The 21554-nt window shown below is 37.2% G+C and carries 18 protein-coding genes and 1 pseudogene; 6 read left to right on the forward strand and 13 right to left on the reverse strand.

Features of this window, described 5'->3' with window-relative positions:
• Nucleotides 1-273: 273 nt before the first annotated feature.
• From J7Q84_RS17215 to J7Q84_RS17250, 8 genes and pseudogenes are all read right to left on the reverse strand, one after another.
• Nucleotides 274-1425, reverse strand: a complete 1152-nt coding sequence (locus J7Q84_RS17215) for a homogentisate 1,2-dioxygenase (protein WP_209096339.1) — start codon at nucleotides 1423-1425, stop codon at nucleotides 274-276.
• A pseudogene (locus J7Q84_RS17220) lies at nucleotides 1391-2346 on the reverse strand (fumarylacetoacetate hydrolase family protein). Before J7Q84_RS17220 ends, J7Q84_RS17215 begins: the two are co-directional and overlap by 35 nt.
• Before the next feature lie 12 nt (nucleotides 2347-2358).
• Nucleotides 2359-2982, reverse strand: a complete 624-nt coding sequence (locus J7Q84_RS17225) for a flavin reductase family protein (protein WP_209096341.1) — start codon at nucleotides 2980-2982, stop codon at nucleotides 2359-2361.
• 98 nt (nucleotides 2983-3080) lie between these two features.
• The gene (gene hppD / locus J7Q84_RS17230; protein ID WP_209096343.1) at nucleotides 3081-4196 is read right to left on the reverse strand and encodes a 4-hydroxyphenylpyruvate dioxygenase; all 1116 of its coding nucleotides are present in this window, start codon (nucleotides 4194-4196) and stop codon (nucleotides 3081-3083) included.
• Nucleotides 4197-4470: 274 nt separating this feature from the next.
• On the reverse strand, nucleotides 4471-5085 hold the full coding sequence (locus tag J7Q84_RS17235; protein ID WP_209096345.1) for a PH domain-containing protein: 615 nt from the start codon (nucleotides 5083-5085) through the stop codon (nucleotides 4471-4473).
• A gap of 140 nt (nucleotides 5086-5225) precedes the next feature.
• Nucleotides 5226-5582, reverse strand: coding sequence for a GIY-YIG nuclease family protein (locus J7Q84_RS17240; RefSeq protein WP_209096347.1), 357 nt, complete (start codon nucleotides 5580-5582; stop codon nucleotides 5226-5228).
• A gap of 78 nt (nucleotides 5583-5660) precedes the next feature.
• Nucleotides 5661-6416, reverse strand: a complete 756-nt coding sequence (locus J7Q84_RS17245) for a DUF2087 domain-containing protein (RefSeq protein WP_209096349.1) — start codon at nucleotides 6414-6416, stop codon at nucleotides 5661-5663.
• Nucleotides 6417-6536: 120 nt separating this feature from the next.
• Entirely contained in the window at nucleotides 6537-6833 is a 297-nt protein-coding gene (locus tag J7Q84_RS17250) for a hypothetical protein (protein ID WP_209096351.1), read from the reverse strand.
• 303 nt (nucleotides 6834-7136) lie between these two features.
• Between J7Q84_RS17250 and J7Q84_RS17255 the strand changes: the two genes are divergently transcribed.
• From J7Q84_RS17255 to J7Q84_RS17270, 4 genes are all read left to right on the forward strand, one after another.
• Nucleotides 7137-9287 (forward strand): YhgE/Pip domain-containing protein, encoded by a 2151-nt coding sequence (locus J7Q84_RS17255; RefSeq protein WP_209096353.1) that lies wholly within the window; start codon nucleotides 7137-7139, stop codon nucleotides 9285-9287.
• Between the two features lie 451 nt (nucleotides 9288-9738).
• Nucleotides 9739-11703 carry a lipoteichoic acid synthase gene (gene ltaS / locus J7Q84_RS17260; protein ID WP_209096355.1) on the forward strand — a complete coding sequence of 655 codons (1965 nt, stop codon included), beginning with the start codon at nucleotides 9739-9741 and terminating at the stop codon, nucleotides 11701-11703.
• A 112-nt stretch (nucleotides 11704-11815) separates the two neighbouring features.
• A complete protein-coding gene (locus J7Q84_RS17265; protein WP_348519873.1) occupies nucleotides 11816-12691 on the forward strand; it encodes a Cof-type HAD-IIB family hydrolase in 876 nt (291 codons plus the stop codon).
• A 106-nt stretch (nucleotides 12692-12797) separates the two neighbouring features.
• The gene (locus tag J7Q84_RS17270; protein WP_209096357.1) at nucleotides 12798-12992 is read left to right on the forward strand and encodes a hypothetical protein; all 195 of its coding nucleotides are present in this window, start codon (nucleotides 12798-12800) and stop codon (nucleotides 12990-12992) included.
• A gap of 21 nt (nucleotides 12993-13013) precedes the next feature.
• On the opposite strand, the gene abc-f is transcribed toward J7Q84_RS17270, so the two are convergent.
• Nucleotides 13014-14903: a ribosomal protection-like ABC-F family protein gene (abc-f, locus tag J7Q84_RS17275; RefSeq protein WP_209096359.1), complete on the reverse strand. Its 1890-nt coding sequence runs from the start codon at nucleotides 14901-14903 to the stop codon at nucleotides 13014-13016.
• A 125-nt stretch (nucleotides 14904-15028) separates the two neighbouring features.
• Nucleotides 15029-15163, reverse strand: a complete 135-nt coding sequence (locus J7Q84_RS18645) for an RAxF-45 family protein (protein ID WP_280635624.1) — start codon at nucleotides 15161-15163, stop codon at nucleotides 15029-15031.
• Nucleotides 15164-15483: 320 nt separating this feature from the next.
• On the opposite strand from J7Q84_RS18645, the gene J7Q84_RS17280 reads away from it, so the two are divergent.
• Nucleotides 15484-17223, forward strand: a complete 1740-nt coding sequence (locus J7Q84_RS17280; protein ID WP_209096361.1) for an ABC transporter ATP-binding protein — start codon at nucleotides 15484-15486, stop codon at nucleotides 17221-17223.
• 12 nt (nucleotides 17224-17235) lie between these two features.
• Entirely contained in the window at nucleotides 17236-19053 is a 1818-nt protein-coding gene (locus J7Q84_RS17285; protein WP_209096363.1) for an ABC transporter ATP-binding protein, read from the forward strand.
• A gap of 35 nt (nucleotides 19054-19088) precedes the next feature.
• Here the strand turns inward: J7Q84_RS17285 and J7Q84_RS17290 are convergent, their stop codons facing one another.
• From J7Q84_RS17290 to J7Q84_RS17300, 3 genes are all read right to left on the reverse strand, one after another.
• Nucleotides 19089-19268, reverse strand: a complete 180-nt coding sequence (locus tag J7Q84_RS17290; protein WP_209096365.1) for a hypothetical protein — start codon at nucleotides 19266-19268, stop codon at nucleotides 19089-19091.
• Nucleotides 19269-19630: 362 nt separating this feature from the next.
• Nucleotides 19631-20569: a manganese-dependent inorganic pyrophosphatase gene (locus J7Q84_RS17295; RefSeq protein ID WP_209096367.1), complete on the reverse strand. Its 939-nt coding sequence runs from the start codon at nucleotides 20567-20569 to the stop codon at nucleotides 19631-19633.
• A gap of 221 nt (nucleotides 20570-20790) precedes the next feature.
• Nucleotides 20791-21552, reverse strand: coding sequence for a LamB/YcsF family protein (locus J7Q84_RS17300; RefSeq protein WP_209096368.1), 762 nt, complete (start codon nucleotides 21550-21552; stop codon nucleotides 20791-20793).
• Nucleotides 21553-21554 lie beyond the last annotated feature (2 nt).

Consider the following 21554-nt stretch of genomic DNA (forward strand, 5'->3'; position numbering starts at 1 on the left):
GACTCCTGTAATAAAGACCAAAAGAAATGCTATGAACATTCTTACAAAAAATACTACGTGAAGACATGCTACACTAAATGTTGCTGGGAGCCGTACTACAAACAAGATGATCAAAAAGATGACTGCAAATCTTCTAATAAAAAGCATTACTAATGGATGTCATAATATAGCAGGCCAAGTAGGAACGCTATATACCATTAGATGGAAAGATTTGTAATTTTAACATGAAAAAGAGGCCGTCTCAAATAAGACGCCCTCTTTTTCATTCTACCTTTAATCAATCCAACTATACATGTATTGATCATCTTCCATAGCACGAGTTTGTTTTACAACCTTAAGCGGTCGGAACGTGTCAACCATAACAGCTAGCTCTAATGTTTCTTTTTTCCCGATACTCGCCTCTGTTTTACCTGGGTGAGGACCATGAGGAATACCACATGGATGCAACGTAATAGATTCCTCCTGAATACCTCTGCGGCTCATAAAGTTTCCTGCAACATAATATAACACTTCATCACTATTTACATTACTGTGATAATATGGTGCCGGGATAGCTTCTGGATGATAGTCATATAGACGAGGAACAAACGAGCATACTACAAAATTATGCCCCTCAAATGTTTGATGTACTGGCGGCGGCTGATGAATGCGGCCTGTGATTGGTTCAAAATCTTCAATGTTAAAGGCCCACGGATATAAATACCCATCCCATCCTACTACATCTAAAGGATGGTGATTCAGCACATGCTTATATAGATGACCTCTCGATTTTGTCAGAACAGTAAATTCCCCTTTTTCATCATATGTTTCCAACATCTCTGGACCGCGAATATCCCGTTCACAAAACGGACTATGCTCTAGCAGTTGACCGTACTCATTGCGATAACCACGTGGCGTTGTAATCTGGCTGTTCGCTTCTACAATAAGAAACTTCGATTCACCTTCATCAGGCATCACACGATAAATCGTTCCAATCGGAATCATTACATAATCACCTGGACGATAGTGAATTGTCCCAAACATGGTCTCCACTTTTCCAGTACCATGATGAATGAACAACATTTCATCTCCATCACCATTTCGATAATAATAATCCATGCTTTGAGTTGGATTAGCGACTCCGATTAATAAGTCATCATTTCCTAACACATAATGGCGATCCTTCACCGCATCTCCTGTTTTGGTAAATTCTTTTGTACGGAAATGACGGTGTGACAATTGTTCATTTTCTTCAAATTCAATCTTACACACACTTTCAACCGAAGAGTGAAGTATCTCTGTTGGCATATGATGATGATATAAAATGGATTGCGTTCCTGAAAAACCCTTCGTGCCCATTACTTGTTCACGATATAACGAACCGTCTTCTTTTCGAAACTGAATATGCCGTTTATGAGGAAGCTCTCCCATGCGACGATAGTACATTGTATCCCTCCATTATTCTGTAATTGTATTTTGCAGCGCCCCTAGTCCTGTAATCTCGAGCTCTACAGTATCACCAGACTCTAACCAACGATGCACTTCCGTTCCCAGTTCCAAAATACACCCTGTTCCAACTGTACCTGAACCGATTACATCACCAGGATAAAGCGTCACACCATCTGAAGCCCGTTCAATCATCTGTGCAAATGTATAATAGATATCCTTAAAGTTACCTTCAGATAATACCTTTCCGTTAACCTTAGCAGTCATCGTCAGATTATAGTGCTCATTCATACGATATTGCTCCAACTCATCCTTTGTCACAATAAACGGCCCAAGAGAAGTAGCAAAGTCTTTTCCTTTGGCAGGACCTAATCCTACTTTCATTTCTTTAGCTTGGAGATCCCTAGCACTCCAGTCATTTAAAATACAATAACCGAAGATGTATTGATCAGCTTCTTCTTTCCGAATGTTTTTCCCTTGCTTACCGATAATACAAGCAATTTCAAGCTCATAATCTAGCCACTCGCATTTTGCTGGACGCTGTACCATCGCATTCGGGCCAATAACACTGCGATGATTTGTAAAATAAAACACTGGAATCTCATACCACTCTGGTACCACGTCTAATCCACGTCGGCCTCGTGCTGTTCTTACATGTTGCTCAAAAGCATAAAAATCACGAATACTCGGAGGATTGGGAAGCGGAGCCAACAGCTGCACATCTTCTAATTCATATGCTCCCTTTCCCTCAATTGCGATATTTTGAATTATGCCCATGTATTCTTCTGCATTCTCTAAAAAGTGAAGCATGGAGGATGGCAGCAATCCGTCACTTGCTATATTCATGTCTATTACTTTTTTATTTTCGAGCCAACCAGCTCTCTCTTCTCCGTCATGATTACGGAACGTTACAAATTTCATAGCTGCTCCTCCTTATTTTTGAGGACTTGTTTTTCGTTCTAATACAAAGGTTTCTGCAATCGCTCTCGTGTACGATTGTCCAGCAAGACGGCCGATTGGATTTAATTTTTCTGTATCAATTTTCCCATCGTAGTACAGTTCATCATCAACATGTACAAGCACAACCTTACCAATTACTAGGCTGCCAGCCCCTTTGTTTTCTCCGAAGTGAAGCACTTCATGAAGCTCACATTCCAAATGAACCTTACTTTCCTTTACACGCGGTGGTTTCACTTTTATGCTAGCTTCCTTCGTCAAACCAACTTGTACAAACTCATCGATCTCTGCACTATATTCAATACTGCAATCATTCATTTGTTGTACAATATCTTCTCCTACAATGTTAATAACAAACTCCTTAGTTGCCTCTATATTTTTCAGCGTGTCTTTTTTTCCCCCATCTGTACCGCGAACCATTGGGGCGAAGCATACCATCAGTGGATCAGCACAAATTCCTGTAAAGAAGCTGAACGGAGCAACATTTACATTGCCATCTTCATCAACAGTTGATACGAAGGCAATTGGGCGAGGTAGTATAGACCCAATTAATAATTTATAGGCATCTTGCCAAGGTAGTGTATGAGGTTCAATATTCATTGTCAGCTCTCTCCTTATTATCGATAACGAAAACTTGGCTAGCGCCCAAAAACGGGCACTAGCCTAGTCAAGTCTATGGAACTGGTTTATGTTCTCTATTACAGGTTTCCGCGAAGAGCTTGCTCGCGCTCAATTGCTTCAAACAATGCCTTGAAGTTTCCTTCACCGAAGCCCTTAGAACCTTTACGTTGAATAATTTCAATGAACAATGTCGGACGGTCTACAATTGGTTTAGTGAAAATTTGTAATAAATATCCTTCATCGTCGCGGTCTACTAAAATCTTAAGCTCTTTTAGCTTTTCGATATCTTCATCGATTTGGCCCACACGTGCTGTTAACTCTTCATAATAAGAATCTGGTGTATCTAAGAATTCTACTCCATGTTCACGAAGTTTTGTAACAGTTTTCACAACATCATTTGTTAGTAGTGCTAAATGTTGTACACCTGCACCGTTATAGAACTCTAAATATTCTTGAATTTGAGACTTGCGCTTTCCATCTGCCGGTTCATTAATCGGGAACTTAATGCGGCTTCCATTTGTCATTACTTTTGACATTAAAGCAGAATACTCTGTGCTGATATCATCATCATCAAAGTGAATCAGTTGCTTAAAGCCCATTACGTTTTCATAATAGCTTACCCATTCTTCCATACTTTCTACATTCCCTACTACATGGTCCACACCAATAAGTCCTGTTTCTTCATATGGAATAGCAAGGTTAAGCGGCTGATAACCAGGTAAAAATACTCCCGTATAGTTACGGCGCTCAATTAAAGAATGAATTGTATCGCCATATGTGCCGATAACAGCTTTCTTCACTACACCGTGCTCATCAGAAAGCTCAGTTGGAGGTACAAGTGCAATCGCACCTCGTTTTACCGCTTCTTCGTATGCTTTTTCTACATCATCAACTAATAATGCAACATCTTTTACCCCATCGCCATGTTTCTTTACAAACTCAGCAATACGGTTATCTTCACTAAGTGCTCCTGATACCACTAGGCGAATATTTTTTTGCTGCAGTACGTAAGATACTCTTTCACGATTGCCCGTTTCTAGTCCTGAATATGCTATTGGACGGAACCCGAATGCTTTAGCGAAATAGTGGCACGCTTGCTTTGCATTCCCTACGTATAGCTCCAAATAATCTACATCTCGTACAGGAAAAAAGTCCTCTTGTTTTACTGCTGCTTCAATTGGTTGTTTCTTCATCTCGAATCCCTCCGTTGTTTTATTATTTATCTATTAAAAATAGAATGGCACAAAAAGGAAAACGCTTACACTTAAAGCCAGTCCAGCTAGTCTAGTATAAGATTGTATCCTGTTTTATTTCTAAAATTCAAAATAATAAAACTGCACCAATCTATAGTTTTCTATATTTCTTTCTAAATTCCTTCAAATAAAATTCGACTTTTTAGAAAATTATTGGGATAGTAATCAAATAAAAAGAAGCCTGCTGAGCAACAGGCTTCTTTTTATTTATCAGTTAGTTATTAATATATTTTTCAAACACAAATCCAAAGTCTTTAATAGTATACTGTTTTTTTGTTTCAACAAGCCATGAAAACGCTGTTTGGTTCAACTCTTTAAACTGAACTGCTACGTCTCCTTCAGTGCTGGCAACGCGGCTTAACGCAGCCGATGCAAGCTGGAGACTTTGGTGCGCATAATCTAGAGAAATTTCGTTTTCTCTTGCAATTTCTGCAATTTTCATTAGTGATTTATACAAGTCCTTTAATTCTTCCAAATATTTTTTATGAACATCAATAGAGTAATGGATAGAACCCATATTGAATTTAATTTCCACATCTAAGTCTACTGTCCCTGCTGTTTCCAACACAACATTTGAAATTTGATTGGTGCTGTATTCATAACGGCGAAGCGTACGTTTTTTGCTGACTGCGCTCGTTCCATCTAAATGAATTAGCGCTTTATTAGTAAAACAATATTCATCTGATTTTGATTTAATCAAGAAAAAAATCTTCTCGTCATCTTCATGCATAACATAATCATCTGCATCTACTTTGTCATAATTTTGAGGCTTAATAACACTTCCTACATCGCTTAATCCAAGTACATCAGCTGCTACTTTCCCAAACATTCTACCAGCCCTTTCTTGTTTTCGGATGAATTCAGGATAATTATAGCATGACTATGGATAAATTTGTTAATAGAAAAATAGATTAGCTCTCATATGAGAGCTAATCTATTTTTCCAGTAAGACGCACTTAAAAAGATGTTTTAACGGGTTTTTTCTTTATTATACCCTCTTTCTCCATAAGGCTGAAGTCTCTCTAACCATGATTCCTCCAGCTTTTTCAGCTCATCCTTCGCATTAAAATACCCATCATTTTTCTGCTTTAGAACTTCTAACACTTCAAAAACAAAAGCCTCTTTTCCATATTCCTTCCACTCATCTTGCAGCATCCTATTTGTACTGGTTCCCGCTTCTAATTCAAATTGTCTCCCTTTCAAGGTCTTCAAATTTCTCGTGCTTCCAATAAAAATTTTCTGGTTTTGGATATTTTTAATTTGATAAATACCTGCTTCGATTTTCGTTTCCTTATATAATTGCTTCAATTCTTTTTTTCGATCCATGTTTCCTTTCCCCTTTATCCATAAAATTAAATGTATAACAGCACTTTCTTTTATTTTCTGCCCATATGTGCTATTACATTATTTTTTCAACCAATATTCACTTCCATCAGGCTTCCTATCTAAAAATCCATATTCAATTAAATATCTTCTCAACATGACATAATCATGATAAATACGTTCCAAAATCTCATTGATTTCCTTCTCTCCATAAGTGCGTTCTCCAGTGAAACGCTGCGCAATTTCCCTCAGAATGACCCATCTTTGCTTCTCCTTTGGCGGGAATCTTTTTAAAGACTGGTCACTTCCTTCTTGGAAGTATTTCTTTATTATCGTTTCTCTTTCTTCCTCCGTAACATTATAACGTTCATCTACCATCTTAGCTGTCTTATGAATCGATAAAAAAGACGGCGCATGTTGATCTTTTTCCTTCAGCAACTCCATCATTGTTAAAAACAGCTTGGCTTGACGTTCTTTCTCTTTTAATACAAAACGATGATTTCGAATAGTAGAAACACTGCCGATTTCCATTTCTTTTTGAACTTCTGCATCACTTTTCCCTTGATAAAAATGATGTAGCAGACGATTTTGATGGTCAGTGAGACCTGTGAGCTTTTTATCAAGCTGAATCAAGTATTCAAACACCGAATGATGAGCATTCCCAATATGAATACTCATATACCTTTCTGCTTCATACAGAATATTATTGTGAGGGTAGATAACCCCTTTTTCTATTTTCTCCCCACAAAGCACGCATACATAACAATTTATATCTTCAATATATCCCTGTTTCAGTTCCTCAAGGGATGCACCCCAAAACATATCCGAAACCGTCATAACACAAACACCTCTCGATTTTATCTACTTAATAATAAACATTTTATGTTATCGTTTATAAAAAAGCAAACATCATAATATAATGTTTGCTTTTACCTGAATGATTTATCTGTTTAATTTTTATGATCCAGTAGATTTACTTCCAGAACCGAAGCCCCTTTTTAACTTACCTTTTGAAATAGAAGATTTTGTTTTGAAGTCATCTGTATCTGGATAGGCTGTATTTCCAACATAGTAATAATCATAGTGGCGAGAAGTACGGTCGTCACATTCCCACTCATCATCACCGTAATCATATTCATACTCAGAACAGTATGGATCCTCTGGCTTGGGAGGTAGCTCCTCATCTGCACAACCAACCAATGTCGCTCCTAAAATTGTTGTAACTCCTACCATTACTTTTTTTGTTTTACGCATTTTTTCTTCCCCCTTCTTAATATGAATAGACGCAAAAAAGACCTTTGCCAACTACGGCAAAGGTCTTGCAAGACATAAGCAATATGCCAACAAAGCCGATGAAGATATACTTCATGTACTGACGACTTTGTTCCAGAGCACTTTCTGGCGCTACTCCCCTTTGAATACAATCAGTATTACATTACTTATACCTTACAATAAACTGAATATATTGTAAACTTCTTCTCAAATACACATAGTGCATCATTTATATCAAAGCTCAAATACTAACAACAGTACAAATATAACTTAGGTGATATATAAATGAAAAAAATTATTATTATTTATACTACAGACATAAAAAGAATTCTTACAAACTGGGCCGTATCTATTGTTGTGATTGGACTCATGGTATTACCTTCTCTTTACGCTTGGTTTAATATTGAATCCTCCTGGGACCCTTACAGTAATACAAAAGGTATTGCAATTGCTGTAACAAATGAGGATAAAGGCGCTATTATTAAAGATAAAGCGATTAATCTAGGTAATGAAGTAGTAGACTCTCTAAAAAAGAGTACTTCCTTAGGCTGGAAATTTGTAAATAAAAAAGAAGCTATCCACGGTGTGAAGCAGGGGACATATTATGCCAGCATTATCATTCCGAAGGATTTTTCGAAGAAAATTGCAACCGTATTAAATGAGGAACCTATTAAAGCCGAGCTAGTGTACTATGTGAATGAAAAGATAAATGCAATTGCTCCTAAAATCACTTCAAAAGGTGCTTCAGGAATCATTGCACAGGTAAGTCAAAATTTCATTAAAGCAGCTAGTGAAACTATTTTCAAAGCCTTTAACGAATTAGGGATTGAGTTACAACAGGAGCTTCCAACCATCGAAAAAGTGAAAGAGCTCGTTTTTCGCTTGGAAGCATCCTTACCAGAATTAAAACATACAGTAAATACAGCTATAGTATACGGTGATAAAGCTCAAGATATTTTAAAAGTATTACAAGATAACCTTCCATTACTCACTCAAGTTGTAACAAACAGCTTGGAGCTATCAAATGACTTATTAACATTTTTGAATAAAACCGGAGAAGTACTTGCTACTGTTTCTCCTTCTATTAAACAGGATTTAATATTATTGCGGCAAACAACAGCCTCTATCGAACAGCTTACCGATATATTACTTGATGCAAATACGGATCCAGCATATGCAAAACAAATACTAACCATTGTTATTGAGCGATTAAACAGTGGGATTTCTTTAATAGACAGCACTATTCAAGTGCTGCAAAGCATAAATAATCTTACACCAAATGATGTTATTACAGCTCAAATTGACGTACTAAATAACGTGAAAAATAATTTTCAAACACAAAGGGACCTTATGCAAACGGCTTTAGACGCCATCAACAAAGGAGAAAAACCCACTAACACAGTAATCGAAAACATGAACCAATTAGCAAAAGAAGCGAGCTTATTATTAGAGAGTATTATCGGAAGATACGACAATCAAATTGTTCCTGTTATACAGGAAGCTATTCATAAGGCTCAGCTTATACTGAAAGATGCTGTTACTCTCTTACAGGAAGCGAATAGTACCCTTCCTGAAATGCAACAGAAGTTCCCTGAAATTGCATCTGCTATTACAGAAGGAATGACTGAACTGAAAAAAATTCAGCAAAACTTTCCGCTGATTGAAGCAAAAACGAAGGCGTTAGCGAATAAAATTCGAGAATTTGAAGCAACAGAGGATATTCAGGAAGTTATTGAACTATTAAAGAATGACTTTAAAAAAGAAAGTGATTTTTTCGCAGAACCAGTCGTACTGAAGGAGCATAAACTCTTTCCTATTCCTAATTATGGTTCAGCAATGTCTCCTTTCTTTACCACCCTATCTTTATGGGTAGGTGCTTTATTATTAGTGTCTTTACTTACAGTAGAAATACATGATGAAACACAGCGATATAAAAGTCACCATGTTTATTTCGGGCGGTTTCTTACATTTGTAAGCATTGCCTTGTTCCAAGCTCTGATTGTAACTACGGGAGATATATTTATACTTAAGACCTATGTAGCCGATAAAATCTGGTTTGTCCTGTTTGGATTGTTCATTGGCACAATATTTATGTTTATTGTATACACATTAGTTTCTGTTTTTGGTAATGTTGGTAAAGCCTTATCCATTATTTTACTTGTGCTTCAAATCTCAGGTTCAGGCGGAACATTTCCTATACAAGTTACACCTCAGTTCTTTCAAACCATTAACCCATATTTACCCTTTACATATGCTATCAGCATAATGCGGGAAGCCGTTGGGGGAATTATATGGAGCGTTGTTTACAACGATATAAGCAAGCTTATCCTATTTTTTATCATTATCCTAATAATTGGACTACTGCTAAAAAAACCATTCAATAGATCCAGTGCTAAGTTTATTCAAAAAGCCAAGGAGAGCAGATTACTTCATTAAAAGGAGTCCCAATAGACGGTGCGCAGCGCTTGCTTTTGGGACTCCTGTACAATTATATATATTTAAATAGGCGGGAAGTTATCTTTAAATAGTCAAAACCATTCTAATCACCGCACAAAAAGATACAAGGCAATAAATACAGACTGTTATCACTTCTGTCTTATGTACATAGGAACAAAACCGACAAAACTAAAAATAAAAACATATAAAGTTCGCACGAAAAACACATCTCGCGTGTACAATACACTTCTAGCGGTTACAAGTTAGCATCTTATAATAAGAAATACTTGGATGAATATCCAAAGCAACACTATTTTCTTTTTCCTTATATAGGGGTAGGATATCGTATGTATTTATTTATTTTTACTATTTCTTACAGTTTATATAACACTACTTTCATAGATTATGTTACTAATCCAAGAAACAATTACATGTACTACGAGGTGATAAAATGAAAAATTTGCTTGGCAAATCTCAACATATATTAAATAAGCATCTAGGCTTTTTTATTTTTGCCGTTCTTCTGTTTTGGGCTAAAACATATACAGCATATCGTGTAGAGTTTAATTTAGGTATAAGCAATTCCATGCAGGAGTTTTTGTTGTTTATCAATCCAATCAGTTCAGCTGTGTTCTTCTTTGGCTTTGCTCTATTTGCAAAAGGAAGAAAAGCATACATCGGGCTAATTACCATCAATCTTTTGATGTCTGTCATTCTGTACGCGAATATAGTGTACTACCGATTTTTTACGGACTTTATTACACTGCCGACGCTTACACAAACCAAAAACTTTGGTGAATTAGGCGGAAGTATTTTAGCTTTGATAAATGGATATGATGTACTCTACTTTTTAGATACAATCATCTTAATTGTGCTAGTAGCAGCAAAGCTTGTTAAACCGAAACCAATTCATGTCGGTAAACAAAAAATTTCTTTAGTATTTTTAGCTGCTATCTTTATGTTTGTTGTAAATTTAGGATTGGCTGAAGAAGATCGTCCGCAATTACTTTCAAGAACATTTGACCGCAATTATCTTGTTAAGTATTTAGGCGCTTATAACTATACCATTTATGATGCTATTCAGAGTACAAAATCATCAGCTCAACGTGTGTTTGCAGACAGCAATGATATCTCGACCGTAATTAATAATACGAAAGCATCGTATGCACAACCTAATCCAGATTATTTCGGTAAAGGAAAGGACATGAATGTTATCTATATTCACTTAGAGTCGTTCCAGAATTTCCTTATCAATTACAAACTCAACGGACAAGAAGTTACACCATTTTTAAACTCATTCACAAAAGATGCAAATACGTTATACTTTGATAACTTCTTCCACCAAACAGGACAAGGTAAAACATCTGATGCTGAATTCATGCTTGAAAATTCATTATTTGGGTTGCCACAAGGCTCTGTATTCACAACAAAAGCACAAAATACGTATCAAGCAGCTCCGGCAATTTTAGGCCAGCAAGGATATACAAGCGCAGTTTTCCACGGCAACTATAAAACGTTTTGGAACCGTGATGAAATATATAAATCATTGGGTTTCGATAAATTTTTTGATGCCAGCTATTATGATATGAACGAGAATGATGTATTGAATTACGGATTGAAAGATAAACCGTTCTTTACAGAATCTATTCCAATGCTTGAAACGTTACAGGAACCGTTTTACGCAAAATTCATTACATTATCTAACCATTTCCCATATCCTATCGCAAAAGAAGATGCAACGATTGAACCAAACAATACTGGAGACGGGTCTGTTGACCATTACTTCCAAACAGCTCGCTATTTAGATGAAGCTGTACAGCAATTTATGGACTATTTAAAGCAATCTGGTTTATATGATCGTTCTATTATTGTGATGTATGGTGACCACTATGGAATTTCAGAGAATCATGATAAAGCTATGTCACAAGTAATGGGAAAAGAAATCACTCCTTTTGAAGATGCACAATTACAGCGTGTACCGCTTATCATCCATGTACCTGGTGTACAAGGCGGAGTTATGCATCAATACGGCGGAGAGATAGACGTTCTTCCTACGATTCTTCACTTGCTTGGCATTGATACGAAAGAATATGTACAATTCGGCAGTGATTTATTATCATCACAACACTCACAAATCGTAGCATTCCGTAACGGCAACTTTGTAACTCCTACTGTTACTGGACTGAACGGCAAATATTTTGATTCAAAAACAGGAAATCCGCTCCAAAGAAATGACGAAATTACACAAGCTGAACAGCTAGTTCAATCGAAACTAAAACTATCTGATAAAGTTGTGTATGGAGATTTATTACGCTTCTATACACCAGAAGGTTTTACCCCTATAGATCGTTTGAAATATAATTACAACAATCCGAACCCAAATCAAAACCAAGCTCAAACAACAGAAAATGAATAAAGCGAGGCTCCAAACTCCGTGCTTTTGCGGACTATGGAGCCTATTTTTATGATGCTCTTTTCCCCCGATTATTTACATAATGATGTATCATAAAATGTGGGGAGTGATAAATATGAAACTAATTGCAATTGACCTGGACGGCACATTGCTGTCACAGCACCTTTCTATTTCAGAGGAAAACCTTACAGCTATTCATGCAGCACAAGAGCAACAAAATATTGTAATGATTTGTTCCGGACGGGCGAAGGAAGACATTGTTCAATTACTGAAGCGCTATAATCTTTCTTGTCCAATCGGTGCCAGCAACGGCGCTGTCACATATGCAGAAGGCAAGGTATTAAAGGAAACACATATTGAAGCGAAATCTGTCTTTCAAGTACTTGAACAATTAGAAAAAGCACAATTTCCTTATAAACTGTACACTAATCAGGGAATATACGTTCCATCTACTTGGAAAGAACGGGTCATAACCGATTTTCAAGCAAACACTGAAACGAATACAGAGTTCAGCTTAGAAGAATTAGACCGTATTACCGAAAAACAAGCTAAGGATAACATCATTACATTCTTTACTGACTACAATGTGTTATTGGCTGCAGATGACTTACATATCGAAAAGTTTTTCATTTTAGCTCTCGATGGTACAAGAAGAAAAAATATCATGCAGACCTTACAAACAATCCCTTCTATCGCAGTTACAACATCTGGTTCTAATAATTTAGAAGTAATGAATAAACATGCACATAAAGGAAATGGACTAAAAGTTATAGCTGCGCATTTCGCTATCCCGTTACAAGACACTATTGCTATAGGAGATAACTTTAATGATGTCCCTATGCTTCAGGCAGCGGGCTTCTCCATTGCTATGGGCAATGCAGAAGATGAGGTTAAAAAACTATGCGATGCTGTCACACTTACCAATGAAGAGCATGGTGTAGCATATGCTCTTCATAAATATATACTCGGAAAAGATACTGCTTCAGTTTGATATAAAACCCCCTCATTGGAGGGGATTTTTCTGTAAAAGAAATACTTCTATCCTCTTACGGACAAGCATACACATAGTACAAAACAACGATGAAGCAGGTGAATTAATGGACGGGCTTTTCTCTTATGTCTTCAGTTATATCTTTTTGATGACAATTGTGCTTTGTACATTACTGTTGTTTCCTTTTTTTCCAATGCTTTCACTGTCGATAACAGTTCTTTTTATGATTGGAATTGCGACTGTTATCTCCCTTACCCCTGTAAATAAACAAGAAAACGGAGTAGAGCGGGCTCGCTCATAGACTCCGTTTTTCTTACTCCTATTACAACTGCTCTATCCATTCCTCTAACTGTTGGTATAGCCTATCACGTACCGTTTCTTTTGCTTCTTTTTCTTTATTCCATTTCTGAAGCAGTTCTATCTCTTGTTCTTGATCCATTAATTTTTCAATTGCATATATTTCCTTCTCGATAGTCTCCAATTGCACTTCTACTTGCTTGATTTCCTTTTCATAATCTATTTTCCTCTCTTTCACATGAACCTGCTCTTGCTTCTTCTCTATTTTTTCCTGTCCTCGCACTTTCTCCTTCTCTTCAAGCTTTTTCTTCGCCCAATCATAATTCCCCGTAAATCCATGCAAGGATTGATTTAAAATCCAATACGTTTTTGTAAAGATTTTATTTAACAGATAGCGGTCATGTGAAACAGCTAAAATAGTGCCTTCAAATTCTTCAAGCGCATCTTCTAATACCTCTCTTGATTCAATATCCAGATGGTTCGTCGGCTCATCCAAGATAAGCAAATTAATATCTTGATGCATAAGCTGAGCCAATCTCAAACGCATTCGCTCTCCTCCACTAAGCTGACTAATTTTTTTAAACACAGCGGGTCCGTAGAATAAGAAATCAGCCAATATATGACGGGCTTCTCCCTCTGTTACAAAAACTTGTTCGCGAAATGCTTCTAGTACAGTTTCATTTGGGTGATTGGCTGTAAGGTGCTGTGACAGATATCCTATCTTCACATTGCTCCCAACACGAACTTCCCCATTATCTGGCGGAATATCCTTCAGAATCATTTTTAGCAATGTCGTTTTTCCTGTGCCGTTACGCCCTACGATTGCGACTCGCTCCTGGAATAATACATGGAGATCCACATATTTCAAAAGATATTCATCATCAAAAGCCTTTGTAACTCCCTCTACTATTATTACATCTTTCCCGCTTCGCTCTGATTGCTCAAATTGCAGCCCGATTTTTTTCCGTTCTAATATAGGGCGCTTCAGCTTCTCCATTCGTTCAAGCGCCCGTTCCATATTTCTTGCCCGTTTGTGCAAGCCTTCATTCGGCGGATTTGCTTGATTAGCCCATTCTTTTAACCGCTTAATCGCTTCTTTCATCTTTTTAATTTTCTTTTGCTGCTCTTGATAGGCATCAAATTCTCGCAGCAGCTTCTCCTGCTTTTCATTGACAAATCCCGAGTAATTTGTGTGATACACACAGAGCTCTCCATCTTCTAAATCAATAATCTTCGTTGCTACTTCATCTAAAAAATAACGATCATGCGAAATCACGATCACACTTCCTGTATACTCCTTCAAAAACCCTTCTAGCCATTCCACAGCTAAAATATCAAGATGATTCGTTGGCTCATCGAGTAAAAGTAAATCTGGTTTTTGCAATAAAATACTTCCCAAACATACTTTTGTTTTCTCGCCCCCGCTCAAATCAGCAAATGGATGATGTAACAAGGAATCAATTTGTAAGCCGTTAGCGACCTTCATCATCTCTGCTTCCATTTCGTAGCCTCCGATAAAGGCAAATTGCTCCTGTATACTTCCATACTCTTCAATAAGGCGCTGTAATATCGATTCATTTGCCTCCATTGTCATAGCTTGCTCGAGTTTCTTCATCTTTCTCTCCAGCTCTTTTCCTTCCGAAAAAGCTGTCAATAACACATCCTGTACAGTCGTACCTGCAAGAAAGCTTGGTATTTGGGATAAATATCCCAGCTTACTACCTTTTTTCAAATGAATGGCACCTTGATCAGGTTTTTCAATTCCCGTTATTAATTTAAAGATTGTGGTTTTTCCGCCCCCATTGCGGCCAACTAGACCCACACGGTCTCCTTCATGTATTTCAAATGATAAATTTTCAAAAATGAGTGTTCCTGCGAACGATTTACTAATTTCATTTATTGCACAAATAATCATATATCCGTACTCCTTTCAAAATAAAAAGCCATGGGTAAGAACATGTCTCTCCCATGGCATACATTTATACAAAAAAAGGAGAGCTGCAGAGCTCCCCTTCATCTATAGGCGGGTAAAGAGATCTCTCACATTTCTGCAGTCATTATACAATTGCTAAAAAAGGACACACGTATCCCGTTAGCAGCTGTAGCATGAAAAATTGCACGGCAAATATAAATAAAATCTAAAAATTGCGTGCGCACTCCTGCAGAATTCATCATCTCTTTACTCACCTCCTTCGTACGGAATATTAGTTAACACTAGTATATTCTTTTTACAATGCGAGTTGCAAGAGTTTTCTAAAAATAAACCTATCCATCGCTCCATGTTCGCTCAGATAAATTCACATAATCCAGTTTATTTTCTTGTTTATATAAACAGCATTTTATTAATAAATTTTGAGCATCAGGCATATAATCCAACGTTCAACTTAATTTAATGTAATTTTTAAATTTATTAAAAAATTATAGAAATTCAATTAAGAAAGAGTTATATTTAATAATACGTCTTAAAAAACAACCCTAACAGGAAAGGAGAAAATATGGAAACCTTTAAGAAATTGAAACAGTTTTATTTACCCTATAAGGCTTATTTTTTTTGGTCATTGCTTTGTTTGTTAGTTGTAACGGGAATTACAGTAGTGTATCCAATAGTACTCCAATATACCATTGACCACATTATTATTGGAGGCGCATATAATACTGTCTCTTATGTAGTGATGATTTTCGGGGGACTTATGGCAATAAAAGTGCTTTTCACATACTTCCAGCAATACTTAGGAGATATGTTTGGAATTCAATCTGTGTACTCCCTTCGAAATGCCCTGTATCGAAAGCTGCAATATCTGCCTTTTCCTTACTACGACAACGCTAAAACCGGAGATCTGATGTCACGTCTGACTGCTGATGTTGAAGGATTCCGCTTCTTCCTATCGTTTGGATTCTCAGAGTTTATACGCTTACTTCTGCTTATTATTATTAGCTTTTCTGTTATGTTTGGCTATTCTGTTCCTCTAACATTTGCGACTATGGTTATTCTGCCATTCCTATGCTTCGCAGTGTACCGATTCGATAAACGTATTCATCCGGCCTTCCGTAATATTAGGATGTCATTCGGAAAACTGAACACAAATGTACAAGAAAATCTTAGTGGAATTAACACTGTAAAATCGTTATCTCGTGAAGCCTTCCAAACTGATAAATTTAATAACTCAAATTCGAACTATAAACAGTTCAACTTGGAAACCTCCAACGTTTGGGCAAAATACTTTCCATTAATGGAGTTTATCGGAAATTTATCTATCGTCATCTTGCTTTCTTACGGGGGATATCTTGTTATTCAAAGCAAACTACAAATCGGAGAGCTTGTGGCCTTTTTTAGTTTAACATCCTATTTGATTTGGCCGATTATGAACTTAGGATTTGTAATCAATATGTTCTCCCAAGCAAAAGCATCTGGAGAACGACTGCTTGAAATATTAGATGAACCCGAAAAAATTCACGAGGTGAATAATGAATCAAGTTACATTAAAGGGGATGTAGAATTTCAGGACGTTACTCTCATATACCCAGGTGAAAAGAAATCTTCTTTAGAGACAGTGTCCTTTAAAGCTGAACAAGGAAAAGTAGTTGGACTTATTGGGTCAACCGGATCAGGTAAAACAAGTTTGACTCAGCTAATCACTCGATTTTACGAACCTACGTCTGGAACCATACTGCTTGACGGCAAAGACATTAAAGACTACTCCCTTTCCCAATTGCGTTACAATATCGGGTTTGTACTGCAAGAAACATTTTTATTCTCTACAACCATTAAATCCAATATTGCGTATGGACGACCGGATATTTCTATGGAAGAAGTTATCGAGGCAGCAAAACGTGCACAAGCTCATGACTTTATTATGGAGCTTCCGCAAGGATACGACACTATGCTTGGAGAACGAGGGCTCGGACTATCTGGCGGACAAAAGCAACGGATTGCCATCGCCAGAGCACTCTTATTAAATCCTAGTATTCTTGTGCTTGATGATGCTACAAGTGCAGTTGATATGGAAACCGAGCATCAAATTCAGCTCGCACTGCAAGAAGCAATGAAAAATCGTACAACATTTATTATTGCACACCGTATTTCTTCTTTAAAACATGCAGATGAAATTCTAGTATTGGATGAAGGAAAAATAGTCGAGCGCGGCACACACGAACAACTCATCCAACAAAGCGGTCCTTACAAACGTATTTATGACATCCAATATCGCGACCAAAAAATTATGATGAACGTGTAAGGAGGGAAAGTCTTGAGGAACGAAAAAAGAAAGGAAATCTTAAACCGATTTTATTACCAAACAGACCAAGTTATTGATATGCCATTTAACTGGAAGCAAATGTCACGTTTGTTAGGCTATTTAAAGCCTTATCGCAAAAGCCTCCTGCCTCTGGCATTTCTAGCGGTAACTATCAATACAATCATTCGACTAGTGACACCTATTTTAATCGGAAAGTACACGTTAGATTATGCTATAAAAAATAAGGATGAAACGCTGCTTCTTCAGCTTGTTGTCCTTATCTTAAGTTTGTATATTGTTTCTTACATTGCTAACTCCTTCCGTATTCGATGGATGAACATGCTTGGACAGAATGTTATTTACGATTTACGAAAGCACCTATTCACCCATATACAAGGGCTGTCACATCGTTTTTTCGAATCCCGTTCGGCAGGCTCTATTCTCGTACGCATCATGAACGATATTAATTCCTTGCAAGAATTATTTACAAGTGGAGTTATCAATCTATTGATGGATATGTTCCTGCTGATTGGGATCGTAATAATGCTGTTTACATTAAGTCCTTCGTTAACAGCAGCCATCATCATTATCCTGCCGCTCATGTTCTTTATCTCTACAAGTCTGCGAAAGAACATTCGACGTGCATGGCAAATCGTCCGCATGAAACAAGCAAAATTAAATTCGCACTTAAACGAAAGCATTCAAGGTATTCGTATTACTCAATCCTTCACTCAAGAACAAGAAAACATGTTATTCTTTGACGGTATTAATAAAGAAAACTATGAAAGCTGGCGTAACGCTACACAAAAAAATGCCATGTTCCGTCCATTTGTCGAAGCTTCTAATACAATCGGAACTGTCATTTTAATTTGGCTAGGGTCTCTATTAATTCAAGATAATCATTTAACCATTGGTGTATTCGTATCCTTTGCATTCTATCTAGGCATGTTCTGGGAGCCTATTTCTCGCCTCGGGCAAGTATACAATCAACTGTTAATCGGAATGGCCTCCTCCGAACGAATTTTTGAATTTCTAGATGAAAAGCCTATCGTTACAGATAAAATGAATGCAACAGAATTAACAGACATGCAAGGAAAAATTGAATTTGACCAAGTAAAATTTTCGTATGATGGGAAGAGAAATGCATTAGATAATATTTCCCTTACAATTCAGGCTGGTCAAACCATTGCCCTTGTAGGTCATACGGGCTCTGGTAAAACATCCATAGCCAACCTTATCACACGTTCCTATGATGCTACAGGCGGAACTATCCGAATTGATGATATTGATATACGAGATATATTGCTTAGTAATTTACGTTCGCAAATCAGCATTGTGCTGCAAGATACCTTCATTTTCTCTGGTACAATTATAGAAAATATCCGTTTCGGCCGACCTGATGCTACAGATGAGGAAGTAATTCAAGCAGCCACGATTGTAGGGGCAGACAAATTCATTCAAAATCTGAAGAATGGGTACGAAACAGAAGTAGAAGAACGCGGAAACATCTTATCAGTTGGTGAGCGTCAGCTACTATCCTTTGCTCGAGCGTTGCTGGCTAATCCAAAAATTATCATTTTGGATGAGGCTACCGCCAGCATTGATACAGAAACAGAACAGCAAATCCAACAAGCATTAAAGACACTTCTGAAAGGACGCACGGCGATTATTATTGCTCATCGTCTTTCAACTATCCGTGAAGCTGACCAAATCTTTGTGTTGAACCACGGTAAAATTATGGAACAAGGAAATCATGATCAGCTACTAGAACAAAGAGGAGAATACTTTAAGCTTGTACAAGCGCAGTTTCGAATGATGAATATCTCATAAGAAAAAGGCATCGGAATATCCGATGCCTTTTCTATCTATGAAGATACTTCTTCTTCTGCTTTTTGCTTTAAAGGTCCATTATCAGGTTTCATATTTATAGACATAATAACATGACCATCTCCATCACAAATTTTACATTTTATAAAAGAAAGAAGTTTGAAACCGTAATTCTTTCCACTTCCTTGACAACGTGGACAAACATATCGAAGCGACATAATAATCTCCCTCCATTCCCACATTCCTCTTGTCCCCATAAACATAGGCAATGCAGGTATCATTATACGTTGCTTATACGGGTATATCAATAAACAGAGTGTATCATTTATCTTACAAGTTGATAACAAAGTTCAAACTCTAGATATACTAAAAGCGGACAGTAACAGACAGCATGTTTCGCGAAGAAATCAGCCGTAATAATGTCATAATGGAGAGCTTCTTCAGTCATTTTAATTATACATACTTTTTATACTCACCTAAGGTTGCCAAAAATAAAACAACCTGAGTCTATACAAATATAGAACTCAGGTTGTTTCATTTTTGGCATATGTTCTTTTTTATAGTTAAACTATACTACCTTTTATTTCTCAATTGCATTAAAAGTATCTGTTAAAACAGGGACAATTTGCTTCTTACGTGAAACAACGCCTTTTAAAACAGCTGTGTTATTCGTTAATGTAACGTTGTAAGCTTTTTCAACAACGTTTGCTGCAGCGCCAAGCGCCAAAGCAACAGAATCGTTGTTTAAAATATCGGTTACAACCAATAAGAATAAATCTAAGTTTTTATCAGTAATTACTTTGTTAAGAGCTGCTTCTACTTCTGCTTGGCGTCCTAGAACATCATTTGTATCGACTGCGTTTACCTGTGCAATCTCAACCTTGCTGCCTCCCATTTGGAACTCTTTTGCGTCAAGGGAAATCAACTGTTCAATCGTTTTATCACTTAAATCAGCGCCTGCCTTCAACATTGCAAGTCCATAGCTCTCAGCATCCACACCTGCAATTTTCGCTAACTCATGAGCTGCTTCTATGTCCTCCTGTGTACAAGTAGGAGATTTGAACAATAATGAATCAGAAATAATTGCGGAAAGCATTAATCCTGCTGTTTCTTTACAGATTGCTACACCGTTTTCTTTGTACATTTTATTTAGAATCGTTGCTGTACACCCTACCGGCTCTGCACGATAATATAACGGATCACTTGTTTCAAAGTTAGCAATGCGGTGATGGTCAATAACTTCTAATACACGAACTTGATCGATATCATCTGCACTTTGCTGACGCTCGTTGTGGTCTACTAAAATAACATTGTTTACCTCACTTGCTACCTTTTCCACCAAACGAGGTGTTTCAGCTTGAAATTGGTTCAACGCGAATTGTGTTTCTCCGTTGATTTCTCCTAAGCGAACTGGTTCAGCATCCATTCCTAATTTACTTTTTAATTCTGCATATGCAATTGCAGAGCAAATTGAATCTGTATCAGGGTTTTTGTGACCAAAAACAAGTACTTTTTCCATTCTTCTACTCCTTAATAATTTATATAGTTGCTATGGACCCTCTTCTATGTATTAGATATCCATACTTATTCTTTATTTTATCAGATATATAGGCATAAAGACAAAGCATCAGAGAGAAAACTGATGCTTTAAAATAAAATATGATTATTTGAAATTTTAAAAAGGAGGTTCAATTTATATCTGCTCGCTTCTGTATCAAAAGCTGACAAACTAATAATTTATCAAGAGGCGTGCCGGGCGCGAATTGTAATTCCTTCTGCTTCGAGTTCTGCACGAATTTTATAGGCAAATTCAAGAGCATGTGGACCATCACCATGAATACAAACTGTATTCGCTTGAACAACGACATCGACACCTTGCACAGAGCGAACATAACCTTCTTTTATCATGCGAACGATTTGATGAACTGACTGCTTGTCATTGGTTATAACTGCATTGTCTTGTCTTCTTGGGGTCAACGTTCCATCTCGTTGATACGTCCTGTCAGCAAACACTTCATGAGCCGTATGAAGACCGATTTTTTCTCCAGCCTTGACGAGGTTACTTCCTGCAAGACCAAACAAAATCAACCTTGAATCTGCCTTGTATACAGCTTCGGCAACTGCTATTGCCAGCTCCGAATTTTTCGCCGCCATATTATATAACGCCCCATGCGGTTTGACATGCTGCAAGCTTCCACCTTCCGCTTGGACAAAAGCTTGGAGAGCCCCAATTTGATAAAGAACGATATCATAGGCTTCTTGTGTAGAAATATCCATGTTTCTGCGGCCAAACCCAATTAAATCCGGCAGTCCTGGATGTGCGCCAATCGCTACCCCCTTCTCTAAAGCTAGATTAACTGTCTTCCTCATCGTTGAAGGATCTCCAGCATGAAAGCCGCAAGCAATGTTAGCTGATGTTACATAATTTAATATTTCTTTGTCATTTCCTAGTTGATAGGCACCGAAGCTTTCGCCCAAATCACAATTTAAATCAATAAACATAT

Origin of the sequence: Bacillus sp. 165 (genome assembly GCF_017742235.1) — a bacterium.
In the GTDB taxonomy this organism is placed as follows: domain Bacteria; phylum Bacillota; class Bacilli; order Bacillales; family Bacillaceae_G; genus JAGHKQ01.

Coding starts and splice junctions, on each gene's coding strand:
- ltaS (WP_209096355.1), top strand. CDS start 9,739: ATGAAAAATTTGCTTGGCAAATCTCAACATATATTAAATAAGCATCTA.
- J7Q84_RS17235 (WP_209096345.1), bottom strand. CDS start 5,085: ATGTTTGGGAAAGTAGCAGCTGATGTACTTGGATTAAGCGATGTAGGA.
- J7Q84_RS17265 (WP_348519873.1), top strand. CDS start 11,816: ATGAAACTAATTGCAATTGACCTGGACGGCACATTGCTGTCACAGCAC.
- hppD (WP_209096343.1), bottom strand. CDS start 4,196: ATGAAGAAACAACCAATTGAAGCAGCAGTAAAACAAGAGGACTTTTTT.
- J7Q84_RS17245 (WP_209096349.1), bottom strand. CDS start 6,416: ATGACGGTTTCGGATATGTTTTGGGGTGCATCCCTTGAGGAACTGAAA.
- J7Q84_RS17280 (WP_209096361.1), top strand. CDS start 15,484: ATGGAAACCTTTAAGAAATTGAAACAGTTTTATTTACCCTATAAGGCT.
- J7Q84_RS17255 (WP_209096353.1), top strand. CDS start 7,137: ATGAAAAAAATTATTATTATTTATACTACAGACATAAAAAGAATTCTT.
- J7Q84_RS17290 (WP_209096365.1), bottom strand. CDS start 19,268: ATGTCGCTTCGATATGTTTGTCCACGTTGTCAAGGAAGTGGAAAGAAT.
- J7Q84_RS18645 (WP_280635624.1), bottom strand. CDS start 15,163: ATGATGAATTCTGCAGGAGTGCGCACGCAATTTTTAGATTTTATTTAT.
- J7Q84_RS17300 (WP_209096368.1), bottom strand. CDS start 21,552: ATGTTTATTGATTTAAATTGTGATTTGGGCGAAAGCTTCGGTGCCTAT.
- J7Q84_RS17240 (WP_209096347.1), bottom strand. CDS start 5,582: ATGGATCGAAAAAAAGAATTGAAGCAATTATATAAGGAAACGAAAATC.
- J7Q84_RS17270 (WP_209096357.1), top strand. CDS start 12,798: ATGGACGGGCTTTTCTCTTATGTCTTCAGTTATATCTTTTTGATGACA.
- J7Q84_RS17295 (WP_209096367.1), bottom strand. CDS start 20,569: ATGGAAAAAGTACTTGTTTTTGGTCACAAAAACCCTGATACAGATTCA.
- J7Q84_RS17215 (WP_209096339.1), bottom strand. CDS start 1,425: ATGTACTATCGTCGCATGGGAGAGCTTCCTCATAAACGGCATATTCAG.
- abc-f (WP_209096359.1), bottom strand. CDS start 14,903: ATGATTATTTGTGCAATAAATGAAATTAGTAAATCGTTCGCAGGAACA.
- J7Q84_RS17225 (WP_209096341.1), bottom strand. CDS start 2,982: ATGAATATTGAACCTCATACACTACCTTGGCAAGATGCCTATAAATTA.
- J7Q84_RS17250 (WP_209096351.1), bottom strand. CDS start 6,833: ATGCGTAAAACAAAAAAAGTAATGGTAGGAGTTACAACAATTTTAGGA.